General features: G+C 73.5%; 14 protein-coding genes. 1 reads left to right on the top strand and 13 read right to left on the bottom strand.

The genetic code is table 11. From position 1 onward, the window contains the following. Positions 1-3 precede the first annotated feature (3 nt). From ACWD4U_RS22590 to ACWD4U_RS22535, 12 genes are all read right to left on the bottom strand, one after another. A complete protein-coding gene (locus ACWD4U_RS22590; protein WP_363454980.1) occupies positions 4-672 on the bottom strand; it encodes a phosphorylase family protein in 669 nt (222 codons plus the stop codon). Further along, positions 669-2,624, bottom strand: coding sequence for a squalene--hopene cyclase (gene shc, locus ACWD4U_RS22585; protein ID WP_363454983.1), 1,956 nt, complete (start codon positions 2,622-2,624; stop codon positions 669-671). The genes ACWD4U_RS22590 and shc overlap by 4 nt, the downstream gene beginning before the upstream one ends. A gap of 6 nt (positions 2,625-2,630) precedes the next feature. Continuing rightward, positions 2,631-3,797 carry a polyprenyl synthetase family protein gene (locus tag ACWD4U_RS22580; protein ID WP_449787273.1) on the bottom strand — a complete coding sequence of 389 codons (1,167 nt, stop codon included), beginning with the start codon at positions 3,795-3,797 and terminating at the stop codon, positions 2,631-2,633. After that, positions 3,794-5,191, bottom strand: coding sequence for a hydroxysqualene dehydroxylase HpnE (gene hpnE / locus ACWD4U_RS22575; protein WP_363454988.1), 1,398 nt, complete (start codon positions 5,189-5,191; stop codon positions 3,794-3,796). Before hpnE ends, ACWD4U_RS22580 begins: the two co-directional genes overlap by 4 nt. Positions 5,192-5,288: 97 nt before the next feature. Next, a complete protein-coding gene (hpnD, locus tag ACWD4U_RS22570; protein WP_363455121.1) occupies positions 5,289-6,146 on the bottom strand; it encodes a presqualene diphosphate synthase HpnD in 858 nt (285 codons plus the stop codon). Positions 6,147-6,187: 41 nt separating this feature from the next. Next, the gene (gene hpnC / locus ACWD4U_RS22565) at positions 6,188-7,135 is read right to left on the bottom strand and encodes a squalene synthase HpnC (protein WP_449787272.1); all 948 of its coding nucleotides are present in this window, start codon (positions 7,133-7,135) and stop codon (positions 6,188-6,190) included. A gap of 192 nt (positions 7,136-7,327) precedes the next feature. Beyond that, positions 7,328-8,143, bottom strand: coding sequence for an ABC transporter ATP-binding protein (locus tag ACWD4U_RS22560; protein WP_363454993.1), 816 nt, complete (start codon positions 8,141-8,143; stop codon positions 7,328-7,330). Further along, on the bottom strand, positions 8,136-9,107 hold the full coding sequence (locus tag ACWD4U_RS22555) for an ABC transporter permease (protein ID WP_363454996.1): 972 nt from the start codon (positions 9,105-9,107) through the stop codon (positions 8,136-8,138). Before ACWD4U_RS22555 ends, ACWD4U_RS22560 begins: the two co-directional genes overlap by 8 nt. A 119-nt stretch (positions 9,108-9,226) precedes the next feature. After that, on the bottom strand, positions 9,227-10,111 hold the full coding sequence (locus ACWD4U_RS22550; RefSeq protein ID WP_363454999.1) for a glycosyltransferase family 2 protein: 885 nt from the start codon (positions 10,109-10,111) through the stop codon (positions 9,227-9,229). Further along, on the bottom strand, positions 10,108-10,845 hold the full coding sequence (locus tag ACWD4U_RS22545) for a CDP-alcohol phosphatidyltransferase family protein (protein WP_363455124.1): 738 nt from the start codon (positions 10,843-10,845) through the stop codon (positions 10,108-10,110). Before ACWD4U_RS22545 ends, ACWD4U_RS22550 begins: the two co-directional genes overlap by 4 nt. A 70-nt stretch (positions 10,846-10,915) precedes the next feature. After that, positions 10,916-11,977: an iron-containing alcohol dehydrogenase family protein gene (locus ACWD4U_RS22540; protein ID WP_363455002.1), complete on the bottom strand. Its 1,062-nt coding sequence runs from the start codon at positions 11,975-11,977 to the stop codon at positions 10,916-10,918. Further along, positions 11,965-12,720 carry a phosphocholine cytidylyltransferase family protein gene (locus tag ACWD4U_RS22535; RefSeq protein WP_363455005.1) on the bottom strand — a complete coding sequence of 252 codons (756 nt, stop codon included), beginning with the start codon at positions 12,718-12,720 and terminating at the stop codon, positions 11,965-11,967. Before ACWD4U_RS22535 ends, ACWD4U_RS22540 begins: the two co-directional genes overlap by 13 nt. 439 nt (positions 12,721-13,159) lie before the next feature. Between ACWD4U_RS22535 and idi the strand changes: the two genes are divergently transcribed. Beyond that, on the top strand, positions 13,160-13,765 hold the full coding sequence (gene idi / locus ACWD4U_RS22530) for an isopentenyl-diphosphate Delta-isomerase (RefSeq protein ID WP_363455008.1): 606 nt from the start codon (positions 13,160-13,162) through the stop codon (positions 13,763-13,765). A 21-nt stretch (positions 13,766-13,786) separates the two neighbouring features. Here idi and ACWD4U_RS22525 read toward each other — a convergent pair whose 3' ends face one another. Then, the gene (locus ACWD4U_RS22525) at positions 13,787-14,326 is read right to left on the bottom strand and encodes an ATP-binding protein (RefSeq protein ID WP_363455011.1); all 540 of its coding nucleotides are present in this window, start codon (positions 14,324-14,326) and stop codon (positions 13,787-13,789) included. Between the last annotated feature and the right edge of the window lie 27 nt (positions 14,327-14,353).

Here is a 14,353-nt window from a genome sequence, read left to right as displayed (position 1 = left end):
GGCTTAGCTCGCCTCCTGAGGGAGCGTCGAGGGCTGTGGGTTCGTCAGCTCGTGCGGCGTGGCGGCGGTCTGCCGGTGCCACGCGGTCAGGGCGGGAACGGCGGCCCGCAGCGTCCGCCAGGCGCGGACGCCGGCCGGCAGGGTGCCGGGGCGGATCAGTTCCCGTTCGGGGGTGTCGACCACGATGCGCAGCACCGCGGCGGGCAGTTGCGGGGCGAGGGCGGCGCGGGCGGCGAGCACGGCGGCGGCCTCCATGTCGACGGCCAGCGCCCCGGCGGCGTACAGCAGGCCGCGCTCGGGGCCGCGCACCACGTGGTCGGCGGTGTGGTGGGCGCCCAGGTGGGCGCGCAGGCCGGCCTCCTCCAGCGCGGTGGCCAGGGCGGGCGCCGAGTCCAGCGGGTGGTCGCCGCCCTCCGGGTCGGTGACCCGGTCCGCGACGATCACCTCGCCGGGCCGGATGCCGGGGCCGAGCGCGGCGCCGAACCCGGCCACCACCAGCGCCCCGTACCCGCCGGTGGCGAGCAGGCCCGCGGCCCTGGTGCGGGCCCGGCGGCGGCCCATGCCGGTGCGGGCCAGCACCGGGTGGCCGCCGGCCGCGCCGGACCAGTCGCCGCCGCGCAGCGCCCAGGCCTCCGGGCCGAGCGCGCAGAGCACCAGCAGCGGGGCGGTCATCGCCCGCTCCGGCCGAGCGGGCTGTCGTGCACGTAGCGGCCGAGCGCGGTGACCGGGAAGACCAGCCGGTAGAGGTGGTAGTTGATGGAGAAGTCCCAGGGGAAGCCGGTGCCGGTGAACTGCGGTTCGTCCCAGGTTCCGTCGGGGCGCTGGGTGGCCACCAGCCAGGCGAGGCCGCGCTGGACCTGGTCGGAGTCGCGCTCGCCGGCCGCGAGCAGCGCCATCAGCGCCCAGGCGGTCTGCGAGGCGGTGGACTCGCCGCGGCCGGCCCAGGTGGCCGGGTCCTCGTAGGAGCGCATGTCCTCGCCCCAGCCGCCGTCCGGGTTCTGCCGGCTGGCCAGCCAGTCGACGGCCCGGCGGATCGCCGGGTGGCCGGGGGTGAGGCCGGCCGCGACCAGGGCGGGTACCACCGAGCCGGTGCCGTAGATGTAGTTGGTGCCCCAGCGGCCGAACCAGGAGCCGTCGGCCTCCTGGTTGCGCAGCAGCCAGGCGACGCCGCGCCGGGTGCGCGGGTCGCTGGTCAGGCCCGCCTCGGCGAGCATCTCCACCACGTGGGCGGTGACGTCCGCGGAGGGCGGGTCGATCACCTCGCCGAAGTCGCAGAACGGCAGCTTGTTGGGGAGCTTGCTGGTGTTGTCGGCGTCGAACGCGCCCCAGGCGCCGTCCTTGGACTGCATGCCGAGGTTCCAGCCGACCGCGCGTTCCACCGCGCCGGCCAGCCGGTCGGGGTCGGGGTGGTGGACCCGGCGCAGTGCGAGCACCACCTCGGCGGTGTCGTCGACGTCCGGGTAGGTGTCGTTCTGGAACTCGAAGGCCCAGCCGCCGGGGGCGAGCCGGGGGCGCTTGACGGACCAGTCGCCGCGGGTGGTGATCTCCTCGCCGAGCATCCACTCGCCGGCCCGGACCAGCGCCGGGTGGTCGCCGGGCAGTCCGGCGTCGCGCAGCGCGATGGTGGCCAGGCAGGTGTCCCAGACCGGGGACTGGCAGGCCTCCAGCCAGCGCTCGCCCTGCTGGGTGTGCACGGTGAAGCCCTCGAAGGCGGCCAGCCCGGCCTTCATCACGGGGTGGTCGAGCTGGTAGCCCATCAGCCGCAGCGCGATCAGCGAGTACACCGCCGGGGGCTGGATGCCGCCCCAGCAGCCGTCCGCCTCCTGCCGTTCGATGATCCAGGCGGCGGCCTGCCGCAGCGCGAGGCGGCGGACCGGCTTGATGGCGTGCCGGTGGTAGCGGTGCATCAGCTGGTCGAGCCGCTGGAACAGGCCGTCCCAGGTGTGCGCGGGGGCCAGCGGCTGGGCGGGGAAAGGATTCGCCGGGTCGGTGTGCAGCTCGGCCAGGTCGAAGGGGGCCGGGCGGACCGGGCGGTGCGCGGAGACCACGGTGAGCGGGACGATGGTCTGCCGGGCCCACTGGCCGAAGGAGTAGATGTTCAGCGGCGCCCAGCTGGGCAGGAACAGCACCTCGGGCGGCAGCTCCGGCAGCCGCTCCCAGGGCCACCAGCCGAACAGCGCCAGCCAGATCCGGGTGAACACCCGGGCGGCGGCGATCCCGCCGGAGCGGCGGACGTACTCGGCGGCGGCCTGCATGTGCGGGGCTCCGGCGGCGTCCCCGGCGAGGCGCAGGGCGACGTACGCCTCCACCGTGGTGGACAGCTCCGGCGGGCCGCCGTGGAAGGTCGCCCAGGTGCCGTCCTCCCGCTGCCGGGAGCGGATCCAGGCCGCGGTGGCCCGGGTCTGCTCCTCGGTGCGGATGCCCAGGAACTGGCGCAGCAGCAGGTCTTCGGCGTCCATGGTGACGTTGGTCTCCAGGTCGCCCTTCCACCAGCCGTCGGCGTGCTGCAGTGACAGCAGGTGTGCGGTGGCGCGGCTGAGCGCCGCCGCGGTTGAGGAATCGTCAGATCGTGTTACTGCAACTGGAGCTTGGGGATCAAGCCGTCCGCCCGCGGTTGCTGTCACCTCTGGTCACCTCTCTCGGACCACCACGAATTCGGCGAGTGCGACGAAGTGCTCGCGCACCTCGTCGGCCATGGGGACCTCGCCGAGCGCGGCGAGGGCGGTGTCGTACTGGCGGCGGGCTTCCTCCTGTGTCCAGGCCCGGCCGCCGGCCTGCTCGATCAGTGCGGCGCGGGCGGCGAGCCGCTGCTCGCTCTCCTCGCCGCGGCCGACCGGGTCGGCCAGCTGTGCGGCCAGCTCGCGGGAGGCGGCGCCCCCCTCGGCCAGTGCGGCGCACACCGGGAGCGACTTCTTCCGCGACTGGAGGTCGCTCCAGTGCGGCTTGCCGGTCACCTCGGTGGCACCCCAGATGCCCAGCAGGTCGTCCACCGCCTGGAAGGCCAGGCCCAGGTGGTAGCCGTACCGCTGGAGCGCGTCGGAGACCCGGTCGTCGGCACCGGCCAGCACCGCGCCGATCGCCGCGGAGGCCGCCAGCAGGGCGCCGGTCTTGCCGCCCTCCATGGCGAGGCACTCCTCGACCGTGACCGCGTCGCGCTGTTCGAACGAGACGTCCAGTGCCTGGCCGTCGATCAACCGCCGGGTGGCGGTGGTGATCAAGCGGACGGCGCGCGCGGCGTCCGCCGGGTCGGCCCCGCCGGTCACCGCGGCGTCCAGCAGGACCTCGGTGCCGAGGGTGGCCAGCGCGTCGCCGACCAGGATGGCCTGCGCCGGACCGAACACCGTCCACGCGGTGGCCCGGTGCCGCCGCGTCTCGTCTCCGTCCATCAGATCATCATGGAGGAGGGAAAAGTTGTGCACCAGCTCCACCGACACGCCGCCCGGTACGCCCACCCGTGCGTCCGCACCCACCGCTTCGGCGGACAGCAGCGCCAGCGCCGGGCGGACCGCCTTGCCGCCGTCACCGGCCGCCGGGCGGCCGTCGCGGTCGATCCAGCCGAAGTGGTAGGCCGCCACGCCGTCCATCGGTGCCGCCAGACGGGCGACGGCCGCCCGCATCGGCGGCGTGCAGAGCGTGCGTCCGCGCGCCAGCAGGTCCAGGACCGTCGGGGTGTCCTTGACCGTCGCGCCGGTGCGAGCCTCCACGTGCGTTCCCTCTCGGTACGTCGGCCCGGCCGCGACGGGCGGCCGGCCGGATGCGATCTCGGTGGTCGGGGGGTGGGGGGACGGGGGCGTCATCGGGGCCACCGCCCGTCGCCGCGGTCCTCCGGGAGCCAACCGGTGCCCGCCAGGGCGGCGTCGGCCGCCGCGTGGCCGCTGCGCACCGCGCCCTCCATGGTCGCGGGCCAGCCGGTGGCGGTCCAGGACCCGGCGAGCAGCACGCCCGGCATGCCCGTGCGCGCGCCCGGGCGCAACCGGGCGGTGCCGGGCGCGGGGTCGAAGGTGGCGGTGCGCTCCCGGGTGACGAAGAAGTCCAGCACCCGCGCTTCGCGGGCGGCGGGCAGCAGCCGCTCCAGCTCCGGCAGGTAGCGCGCGCGCAGCTCGGCGACCGGCAGGTCGATCTCGTCCTCGGCGGCGGACTGCGAGACCGCCAGGTACTGGGCGCCGGGGACGGCCAGCCCGGAGTGCGCGGTGCGGTCGAAGACGAACTGCACCGGGGAGCCGAGCGCGGCGAAGAACGGGCGGCGCAGCAGCTTGCGGTCGTAGACCACGTGCACGTTGAGGATCGGCGCGGTGCCGAACTCGGCGAGCCGCTGCTGCTGCGGGATCGCGCCGGGCGGCAGCAGCGCGGCGGCGGTGTCCTGGGCGCCGGCCAGCACCACGGTGTCGGCGGTGAGCAGCTCGCCGCCCTCCAGCCGGACGGCGTGGGGTTCGGCGGCCTTCAGCTCGGCGGCCTTGGTGCGCAGCATGACCCGCACCCCGGCCCGTTCGAGCTCGGCCAGCGCCCGGTCGTGGTGGATCTCGCCGAGCGGGACGGCGGCCATGCCGATGTCGGCGGCGCCGGGGTCGGAGAGCAGGCCGGTCTTGAACACCTTGGCGGCGAGCGCCATCGAGGTGCGGTCGGCGGTGGCGTTCAGGGTGGCGATGCCGACGAGGTCCCAGACCGCCTCGACGGTGGCCGGGGTCTGGCCGTGCCGTCGCAGCCAGTCACCGAAGGAGAGGTCGTCGAGCGCCGGGTCGTCGAGGTCGAGCCGCTGCAGCGCGAGCGCCCCGCGCACCACCCGGAGGCGGTCGGCGGGGCTCAGGTGCGGGTAGGTGGCGAGGCTGGCGGCCAGGTGCAGCGGGACGGGCAGCTGGGCGCGGCGCAGCCGGCCGAGGGTGCGGGTGCCGTCGGCGGCCAGGCCGAGCACCGGGACGTCCAGCCGGGGCTGCAGGTCGACCAGGGCGTTAGCGCCGAGCCGGTCGACCAGGCCGCGGTAGGCGGTGCAGCAGCGCAGGTAGACGTGCTGGCCGTTGTCGACGGTCAGCTCGCCGCGGCGGAACGAGAAGGCCAGCCCGCCGAGCCGGGGGCGGGCCTCCAGCAGGGTGGTGCGGTGGCCGGCCTCGGCGAGCCGGAGGGCGGCGGTGATGCCGGCCAGGCCGCCGCCGACCACCAGCGCGGAGGGCTGCCGGTCACGCGTCGGCGTGGTCATCGGCTCTCCCCCCTGGTCGCGGCGGTCTGCGGGAACAACAAGGGGCACCGGTGTCGTGATTCCCTGTTGACACAGCGTGACATAACTGGCTTGAGAATCAAGAACGCCCTCCGGCGAGCCCGGACAGTGCCACGTACGCCTTCTCCCAGCCCGGCAGGGACACCCGGCCGCGCAGCACGGAGTGCGGATCGGCGGCGATCCGGCCGAGCAGGCGGTGGTAGATGCCGGCCATCGCGGCGGTGGCGGCGCGGCTGCGGCGGTCCAGCATCGGCAGCAGCCGCAGGCCCTCCTCGAAGGCGCGCTGGGCGCGGTCGGCCTCGAAGGCGACCAGGCCGGTGAAGTCTGCGCCGACCGGCAGCTCCGGGAGGGCGAAGCCCTGCTGGCAGCCGAACCGGACCAGATCCTCGGTGGGCAGGTAGGTGCGGCCGTTCAGGGCGTCCTCGCGGACGTCGCGCAGGATGTTGGTGAGCTGCAGCGCGAGGCCCAGGGTGTCGGCGTACTCGGCGCCGCGCTCCCAGTCCTCGCAGCCGTAGACGCCGAGCGAGAGGCGGCCGATCGAGCCGGCCACGCAGCGGCAGTACACCTTGAGCTCGTCGTAGGTGCCGTACTCGACGCCCTTGAGGTCCATCTCCACGCCGTCGATCAGCTCGTCGAAGCCGCTGAGCGGGATCGGGAAGCGGCGGGCGGCGTCGGCCAGCGCGACCTTGATCGGGTCGGTGTCGTCCTCGCCGACCGCGCCGGAGCGGACCTCCTCCAGCAGGGCGCGGGTGCGGCCCAGCGCCTCGGCCTTCTGCTCCGCCGGCAGTTCGCCGTCGCCGATGTCGTCGACCCGGCGGGCCAGCGCGTACAGCGCGGACATCGCGAGCCGCTTGGCCTCCGGCAGCAGGCGGATGCCGTAGCTGAAGTTGCGCGCCTGCAGGGCGGTGACCGCCTCGCAGTAGCGGTAGGCCGCCATGACCGGCGCGGACGCCAGTGGTGATGCCCCCACGCGGGCGCTCACCTTCCCTTCGCGAAGAGTGCCGCCGCCCGGATCGCCAGGCGGCGCTTGTCGGGCTTCGCCTGGTGGGCGAGTACGTCGTACCCGGCTGCCGCGATGGCGTCCAGGGCCGCGTACCCGCCGGCGGTGAATCCCGCCAGCAGCAGTCGGAGCCTCCCGTGAACCGTACCCACCAGCGGCGCTCCGCGGTCGAGCAGGGTCCGGGCCCGGCTCGCCTCCCAGGCGACCAGTTGGCGCACCCCGCGGGAGGCGGTGGGCGCGGCGAGGTCGTCCTCGGTGACGCCGAACGCGACGAGGTCCTCCTGCGGGAGGTAGATCCGGCCGCGGCCGAGGTCCTCGGCGACGTCCTGCAGGTGCTCGACGATCTGCAGCGCGGTGCAGATCGCGTCGGAGAGCTCGATCCGCTCGGGCGTGGCACGGCCGGCCAGGGCGAGCACCAGGCGGCCGACCGGGTCGGCGGAGAGGGTGCAGTAGTGCAGCAGGTCGGCGTACTCGGGGTAGCGGGTGGTGGTCTGGTCCACCCGGTTGGCCTCGATCAGCCGGCGGAACGGCTCGGGGGTGACGGCGTGCCGCTCGATCAGCGGGACCAGCGCGCGCATCAGCGGGTGGCGGGGCTCGCCGGAGGCGGTGCCCAGCACGGTTCCGCCCAGGACGGCCGCGCCCGGGACGGTGTCGCCCGGACCGGGGTCGGCCAGCGCGGTGGCGAAGGCGCGGTCGAGGTCGCGCTCCAGGCCGTCCAGCAGGGCCGGCCGGAAGCCGTCGTCGGCCGGGTCGCCGGCCACGTCCAGCAGCCGGGCCACCGCGGCCGGGTCGGCGAGGTCGCCGTCGCCCGCGTCGTCGATCAGCCGGGCGAAGCCGTAGACCGCCATCAGGTCGTCCCGCCAGGCGGCGGGCAGGAAGCCGGGCGCGACCGGGAAGTTCTCCCGGTCGGCCTTCTCCAGTGTCACCGCGGCAGTCTGGTTATCTGATTTTGTTGAAGCTGACACTGCTGTCACTCCCCCGTTCTACACCGCTCCCGGCCGCCGTGCGGCCTCGGACACGCTCCCGTCGCCCCGACTTCACCCGCCGCACGGCGCAGGGCCGGTGCCAGGGGGTCGAGCCCCCCGACACCGGCCCTGCGACCGGCGGCGACGCCCCGGTCAGGGGCGCTCGCCCTTCTCGTACAGCCGGACGACCTCGTCGGTGTGGCCGTCCATCACCATCTCGCCGTGCTCGATCCAGATGGTCCGCTCGCAGACCTCGCGGATCGAGTTGTTGTCGTGGCTGACCAGGAAGACCGTGCCCGCCGCCTTGCGCAGCTCGTCGATCCGCTTCTTCGAGCGCTGCTGGAAGCCCTGGTCGCCGGTGGCGAGGGCCTCGTCGATCAGCAGCACGTCGTGGGTCTTCGCCGCCGCGATGGAGAACCGCAGGCGGGCGCCCATGCCGGACGAGTAGGTGCGCATCGGCAGCGAGATGAAGTCGCCCTTCTCGTTGATGCCGGAGAAGTCGACGATGCCCTGGTAGCGCTTGCGCACCTCGGCCGGGGACATGCCCATCGCCAGGCAGCCGAGCACCACGTTGCGCTCGCCGGTCAGGTCGTTCATCAGCGCCGCGTTCACGCCCAGCAGCGAGGGCTGGCCGTTGGTGTAGATGGCGCCCTTCTCGGTCGGCAGCAGGCCGGCGATGGCCGCCAGCATGGTCGACTTGCCGGAGCCGTTCGAGCCGATCAGGCCGACCGCCTCGCCCTTGTACGCGGTGAAGCTGATCCCGCGAACCGCGTGCACCTCGCGGATGGACGGGGACTTCTTGCGCGCGATGATCCGGCTCAGCGCCGAGGTGGCGCTGCCCTTGCCGGCGCCCGCACCGTGCACCTTGTAGACGATGTGCACGTCGTCCACCACCACGGTGGGCGTGCGCGTCTCCTCGACCGCCACCGGGGTCGCCTCCTTGACCTCACTGAGAGTTGCGTCAGCCACGGCCGTACTCCTCCTCCGCCTTCCAGAAGAACACGAAGCCGAGCACGAAGGCGACGACCGCCCAGGTACCGGCCATGATCCAGATGTGGTCCGGCAGGATCAGCGCCTTGGGCAGCTGGTGGCCGGAGGCGTCGTAGCCGCCCGGGTACTTCTTCGGGTCGAAGCTGTCCGGCATGAACGCGTAGCGCATCAGGTCCATGTAGACCGTCGCCGGGTTCCACGAGTAGACGGTCTGCCAGATCTTCGGCCAGCTCTGGATGTAGCCGGAGACGCTGTACATGACGCCGGAGACGTACATCCAGGTGCGCAGCAGGAACGGCATCAGCTGCGAGATGTCGGAGGTCTTCGAGCCGATCCGGGCCATCACCATGGCCAGGCCGGTGTTGAACAGCGACTGCAGGATCAGCGCGGGGATGATCAGGAACCAGGTCATCGCCGGCATCACGCCGCTGAACAGCACGATCGCGACCAGCACCACCATCGAGATCAGCAGCTGCTGGAGCTGGATCACGGTGAAGGCGATCGGCAGGCAGGCGCGCGGGAAGTACAGCGCCCGGATCAGGCCCAGGTTGTCGGAGATCGACCGGGTGCCGGCCTGGATCGCGCTCTGCGAGAACTGGAAGACGAAGACGCCGACGCACAGCCACGCGATGTAGACCGGCACGCCGTCGCGGCTGCGCATGATCACACCGAAGACCAGGTAGAACACCGCGCAGTTGAGCAGCGGGGTGAGCACCTGCCAGAGCTGGCCGAGCTTCGCGGTGGTGTACTGCGCGACCAGCCGGGCGGTGGCGAACGCGCCGATGAAGGCGCGGCGGGCCCACAGCTGGCGCACGTACTCCGGCAGGCTCGGCCGCTTGCCGCTCACGGACAGGCCGTACTTCTGCGCGAGTTGCTTGGGGGTCAGACCCGCGTCAGTGCCCCTCGGTGCGGAGAGGTTGACCGGGTCACTCAGTGTCGACACATTCGTCCTTCAGGGGAGTTCCCGCGTCCTGCGCCGGGGAGACGGCCGAGGACCGGGGTGTAACCACACGGATCACGGGTTTGCGCGCGGCCGGCACGGGGGATGCCGATCGGTTGCGATCAGATGATTGGCGGTCTGCCGAGCCTGGTCAAGCGCCAGACCGTGGACCAGCGCATCGGCCGGCGCCGGCCGCAGGGTTCGCTCCAGCCCGCCCGGAACCCGCCCAGCCACGCCTTGAGCGCCGCACCGGACGGGCGGCGGGCCAGCGTGAGCAGGAACCAGGTCCCCAGGTAGAGAGGCACCAACGGGGCCGGAAGGTTCCGCCGGGCCAGCCAGACGCGGTTGCGGGCCACGTTGTGGAAGTACGCGGCGTGCCGGGCCGGGGAGGTCGCCGGGTGGTACAGCACCACGTCCGGGCGGTAGTCGATCGACCAGCCGGCGTCCAGCGCCCGCCAGGCCAGGTCGGTCTCCTCGTGGGCGTAGAAGAACTCCGCGGGCAGCTGCCCGGCCTGCGGGAAGACCGCGCTGCGCACCGCGCTGGCACCGCCCAGGAAGGTGGTCACCCGGGAGCCGCGCAGCGGGTCGCTGGCGCGCAGCCGGGGGACGTGGCGGCGCTGGGTGGTGCCGGTCTCCGGGTCGGCGATCCGGAACGAGACGATGCCGAGCGCCGGGTCGGCGGTGAACGCCTCGCGCAGCAGCTTCGCGGAGTCGGTGTTCGGCAGCAGGCCGTCGTCGTCCAGGAAGAGCACCGCGTCGACGTCCCGGCCGTCCGGGCCGAACAGCTCGATGCCGACGTTGCGGCCGCCGGGGATGCCGAGGTTCTCCGGCAGCTCGGCGGTGCGCACGCCCTCCGGCAGCGGCGGCAGCGGGGCACCGTTGCCGACCACCGCGAGTTCCACCGACGGGCCCTGCTGGGCGCGCACCGAGTCGATCAGGGCGGTCAGCTCGGCGGGCCGGTTGCCCATGGTGATGATGACCGCGCCGAGGCGGAACCCGTCGCTCATCGCAGCCTGCTGGACAGGACGATGCTGAGCAGGTGCAGGACGGTCTGCAGCATCGCGATGGCGGCGAGCACCACGACCGCGAGCCGGGTGAAGAACAGGTCGCCGCGCACCGCGTCGGCGATGCCCGCGGCCAGGATGAACAGCGAGGCCTCGACCGCGCCGACCAGGCGGTGGAACTTCAGCAGCGAGGCGGCCCGGCGGGCCTTGGCGACGGTGTTCGAGCGCGGCACCGAGGCGCTGTCCTCGACGGCGGTCAGCCCGGAGCGGGCCCGGGCGACGTCGACCAGGTCGGTCTCGGACTTGATCAGGATCGCGCCGAGCGCGGCCAGGGTGCCCAGGAAGGCCCACTGCCAGGCGGCGGCGCTGCCCTCGCGGTGGAACAGGTCGGTGGCGCGCAGGCCGAGGCCGGTGAGCAGCGCGGCCTCGGACATGTAGTGGCCGACCCGGTCCAGGTAGACGCCGGTGAGCGAGGTCTGCCGGCGCCAGCGGGCGACCTCGCCGTCCACGCAGTCGAGCAGCAGGTAGACCTGGATCAGCAGGGCGCCGAGGATCGCGCCGGTCAGGCCCGGGACGATCAGGGCGGCGCCGGCCAGGATGCCGGTGACCATCATCAGGTAGGTCAGGCCGTTGGGGGTGATCGCGGTGACCGTCGAGAGGACCCGGGTGATCCGCAGCGAGATCTTCCGCATGTACAGGCGGCCCGCCCAGTGCTCGGCACTGCGGCGCTGCAGCATGCCCTCGGGGTGGATCACCGCCCGCAGCTCCTCGATCGAGGGGCGGCGGGTCAGGTCCACCGCAGGGCGTTCAGCTGTTGACGGCTTGGACATAGTCGGCGTACGCGTCCCTGATGTCAGAGGGGGAGAGGTCGAGGTGTTCCAGGATGGTGAAGCGCCCCGGTCTGGTGTTCGGAGCGTAGTGCACCGCTTCGGTGAACTCCGCCTCGGTGAAGCCGATCTGATCGGCGGTCACCGGCAGGTTGTGGAAGCGCAGGCGCTCCACGACCAGTCCGGACAACTCCCGCTCGCCCCGCAGGAAGCTGGCGAAGGCCGCGCCGAGGCCGACCTGTTCGCCGTGCTGCGCGGACCGCTTGGGGTGGAGCACGTCCAGGGCGTGCGAGATCTCGTGGCAGGCCCCCGAGCTGGGCCGGGTGCTGCCCGCGATGTTCATCGCGATGCCGGACAGTACCAGGGCTTCCGCCAGCAGTGTCAGCAGGTCCCGGTCGTCCAGGCTGCCCGGGTGCCGGAGCAGGTTCTCGCCGGCCGAGCGGGCCATCGCGACGGCCAGGCCGTCGATCGGCTCGCCGGTGACGGTGTGCGAGAGCTCCCAGTCGGCGCAGGCCGAGATGTTGGAGACCACGTCGCCGATCCCGGCCGCGACGAAGCGCTTCGGGGCCTTGGCGATCACGTCCAGGTCGACCACGATGCCGATCGGGCTGGGCACGCCGTAGGAGCCGCGGCCGGCGTCGTTGTCGAGGGTGGAGACCGGGGAGCAGATGCCGTCGTGGGCGAGGTTGGTGGCGACCGCGACCACCGGCAGGCCGACCCGCGCCGCGGCGTACTTGGCGGCGTCGATGATCTTGCCGCCGCCGAGGCCGACCAGGGCGTCGTAGTGGCCCCGGCGGATCTCGTCGGCCAGCTTGACCGCACTGTCCAGTGACCCGTCGGCGACCTGGTACCAGTCGGCGCCGGGCAGCGCGGGCTCCAGCCGCTCGCGCAGCAGGGCGCCGGAGCCGCCGCTGATCGCGATCGCGATCCGGCCGGCGGCGGACAGCCGCTGGTCGGCGAGGATGCCGCCGAGGGCGTCCAGCGCGCCGGGCCGGATCTCGGTGAAGACCGGCGACGGCAGCAGGCGGGTCAGTACCGGCACGCGATCTCCCGGGCCTTGGCCAGGTCGTCGTGGTTGTCCACCTCGACCCAGGAGACCTCGCCGATCGGCTGCACGTCGATGCGCAGGCCGCGGTCGACCATCTCCTGGTAGCCGTCCTCGTAGTACAGCTGCGGGTCGCGCTCGAAGACCGTCTGCAGCGCGTCGGCGAGCGGGGCGGCGGCGGACGGGTTGATCACGGTGACGCCGATGTACTCGCCGGTGGCGTCCAGCGGGTCCATCAGCTTGGTGATCCGGCGCATGCCGAGCGCGGGGTCGACGACGACCTTCATCTCCTCGTCGGCGAGCTTCTTCACGGTGTCCAGCGCGAGCAGGATGCCGGGGGCCGCGCCCTCCTTGATCCGCCGGTCGTTGCCGTCCAGCATGGTGCGCTGCACCGAGGCGGGGTGGACGGTGTCGCCGTTGGCCAGCAGCAGGCCCTCGCCGAACAGGTCGCGGGCGCACCACAGCGAGTAGGCGTTGTTCCACTCCTCGGCCTTGTCGTTCTCGACCAGGGTGAGCTTGACGCCGTACTTCTGCTCCAGCGCGTCCTTGCGGTCGTACACCGCCTCCTTGCGGTAGCCGACCACGATCGCGGCCTCGCGCAGGCCGACCTCGGCGAAGTTCCCGAGCGTCAGGTCGAGCACGGTGCGGTCCCCGTCGACCGGCACCAGTGCCTTGGGCAGGGTGTCGGTGTACGGACGGAGCCGACGGCCGGCGCCGGCGGCCAGGACGAGGCCGATCATGCGGGACTCCTGAGTCTCGGGTGCCGCGCGGAGCCTGGGCGGCGCCGGGCGGCCTGCGTGCGGCCGCGGCTGCGGCGCGCCGGGCGGGCCGGCCTGCGGTCCGCCGTGTCCCACAGATGGTAGGCGACCCCGGCGACCTGCCAGAACGCGCCCTGACGCGGGCAGCGGTCGTCCGGGTGAACGCTCGGCGGCGGTTGCTGGGCGCAGGATGATCGCGGTCCGAACACTTTTGCCAGTCATCCGGTCGACTGCCCCCCGCGTGTGCGTCGGACCCCCGGGGCCGCTGGGCCATACGGCAGACTTGGGCCCCGATGCCGTCGCCGGACCGGCCTGCCCGGGACGCGGCGGTGTGCAGCCGACCTCCGGACCGGGTGGGCGGACCGGGCCAGCGGGCCCGGGCGACGGCACCGGTCCACGCGCCGAAAGGGGCCCCAAGCCCATGAGTCCAGCTGTCAGCCCGACCGACCTGTCCGCGGCGGAGCTCTCCGTACCCTCCCCCTCCGCTCCCGGGGAGATCCTGCTGGAGCTGGTGGACGACGAGGGCGTCACCATCGGGACCGGCGAGAAGCTCTGGGCGCACCAGCAGCCGGGCCGGCTGCACCGGGCCTTCTCGGTGTTCCTCTTCGACCGGCAGGGCCGGATGCTGCTGCAGCGCCGCGCGCTCGGCAAGTACCACTCCCCCGGCGTCTGGTCGAACACCTGCTGCGGCCACCCGTACCCCGGCGAGCAGCCGTTCGTCGCCGCCGCCCGCCGCACCTCCGAGGAGCTGGGCGCCGCCCCGGCGCTGCTCTGCGAGGCCGGCACCGTCCGGTACGACCTGCCCGACGAGGCGTCCGGGCTGATCGAGCGGGAGTGGAACCACCTGTTCGTCGGGCTGGTCACCGCGGACCTGGAGCCGGACCCGGACGAGGTGGAGGACACCCGGTTCGTGACCGCCGCGGAGCTGCGCGAGCTGCAGGCGCAGAAGCCGTTCTCGGTGTGGTTCACCACGGTGTTCGAGGCCGCGCTGCCCGGGATCCGGGAGATCGCCGGCCGGGACTGGTGACGCCGCGGGGGTGACGGCCGGTCAGTAGTCCGGGTCGTCGTCGGGATCGGCGGGGCCGGTCCCGGCGGCGCGCGGGCCGGGTAGCGGGAGGGTGGCCCAGATGACCTTGCCGCCGCTGTCGGTGCGCTCCACGTCGCAGGCCCCGCCGGCCTGCAGGGTGACGCTCTTGACCAGCAGCAGCCCCCGTCCGCCGGGTCTGGCGGGGTCGTTCTCCTGCGCCTTCGGCCGGTACGGGTGGCCGTCCAGCACCGAGATCCGCACCCAGCCCTGGCCGATGGCCAGTTCGCAGGTGACCTCCGGGGAGAGCACCGCGGCGTGCGTCACCGCGTTGGAGACCAGCTCGGAGACGATCAGCAGCAGGTCGTCGACGAGTTCCTGGTAGCGCTCGCCCGCCATCCCCTGAGCCAGCAGCCGGTCGCGCACCGCGTGCCGGGTGCGCGGGACCGAGGCCTCGTTGGAGACCGCCGAGAACTGCCACACCCCCTGGCCCGGCCCCGGGTCCGCGTCCCGGTCCGGCCACCAGGTCGCCGCGTCGGCGGTCACCTTGTCGTTCTGCTCCACGGCATGCCGCCCTTCACGCGGTGACGG

This window comes from Kitasatospora sp. NPDC002522 (assembly GCF_053595195.1).
Note: the sequence above shows the minus strand (reverse complement) of the source record. Positions and strands in the feature narration are given on the sequence as shown.

What these genes read in the sequence shown, in the direction of transcription:
- ACWD4U_RS22590 (WP_363454980.1), bottom strand. Translation starts at nt 672, where the DNA reads ATGACCGCCCCGCTGCTGGTGCTCTGCGCGCTCGGCCCGGAGGCCTGG.
- ACWD4U_RS22580 (WP_449787273.1), bottom strand. Translation starts at nt 3,797, where the DNA reads ATGACGCCCCCGTCCCCCCACCCCCCGACCACCGAGATCGCATCCGGC.
- hpnE (WP_363454988.1), bottom strand. Translation starts at nt 5,191, where the DNA reads ATGACCACGCCGACGCGTGACCGGCAGCCCTCCGCGCTGGTGGTCGGC.
- hpnD (WP_363455121.1), bottom strand. Translation starts at nt 6,146, where the DNA reads ATGGCGGCCTACCGCTACTGCGAGGCGGTCACCGCCCTGCAGGCGCGC.
- ACWD4U_RS22550 (WP_363454999.1), bottom strand. Translation starts at nt 10,111, where the DNA reads ATGAGCGACGGGTTCCGCCTCGGCGCGGTCATCATCACCATGGGCAAC.
- ACWD4U_RS22545 (WP_363455124.1), bottom strand. Translation starts at nt 10,845, where the DNA reads ATGCTGCAGCGCCGCAGTGCCGAGCACTGGGCGGGCCGCCTGTACATG.
- ACWD4U_RS22535 (WP_363455005.1), bottom strand. Translation starts at nt 12,720, where the DNA reads ATGATCGGCCTCGTCCTGGCCGCCGGCGCCGGCCGTCGGCTCCGTCCG.
- idi (WP_363455008.1), top strand. Translation starts at nt 13,160, where the DNA reads ATGAGTCCAGCTGTCAGCCCGACCGACCTGTCCGCGGCGGAGCTCTCC.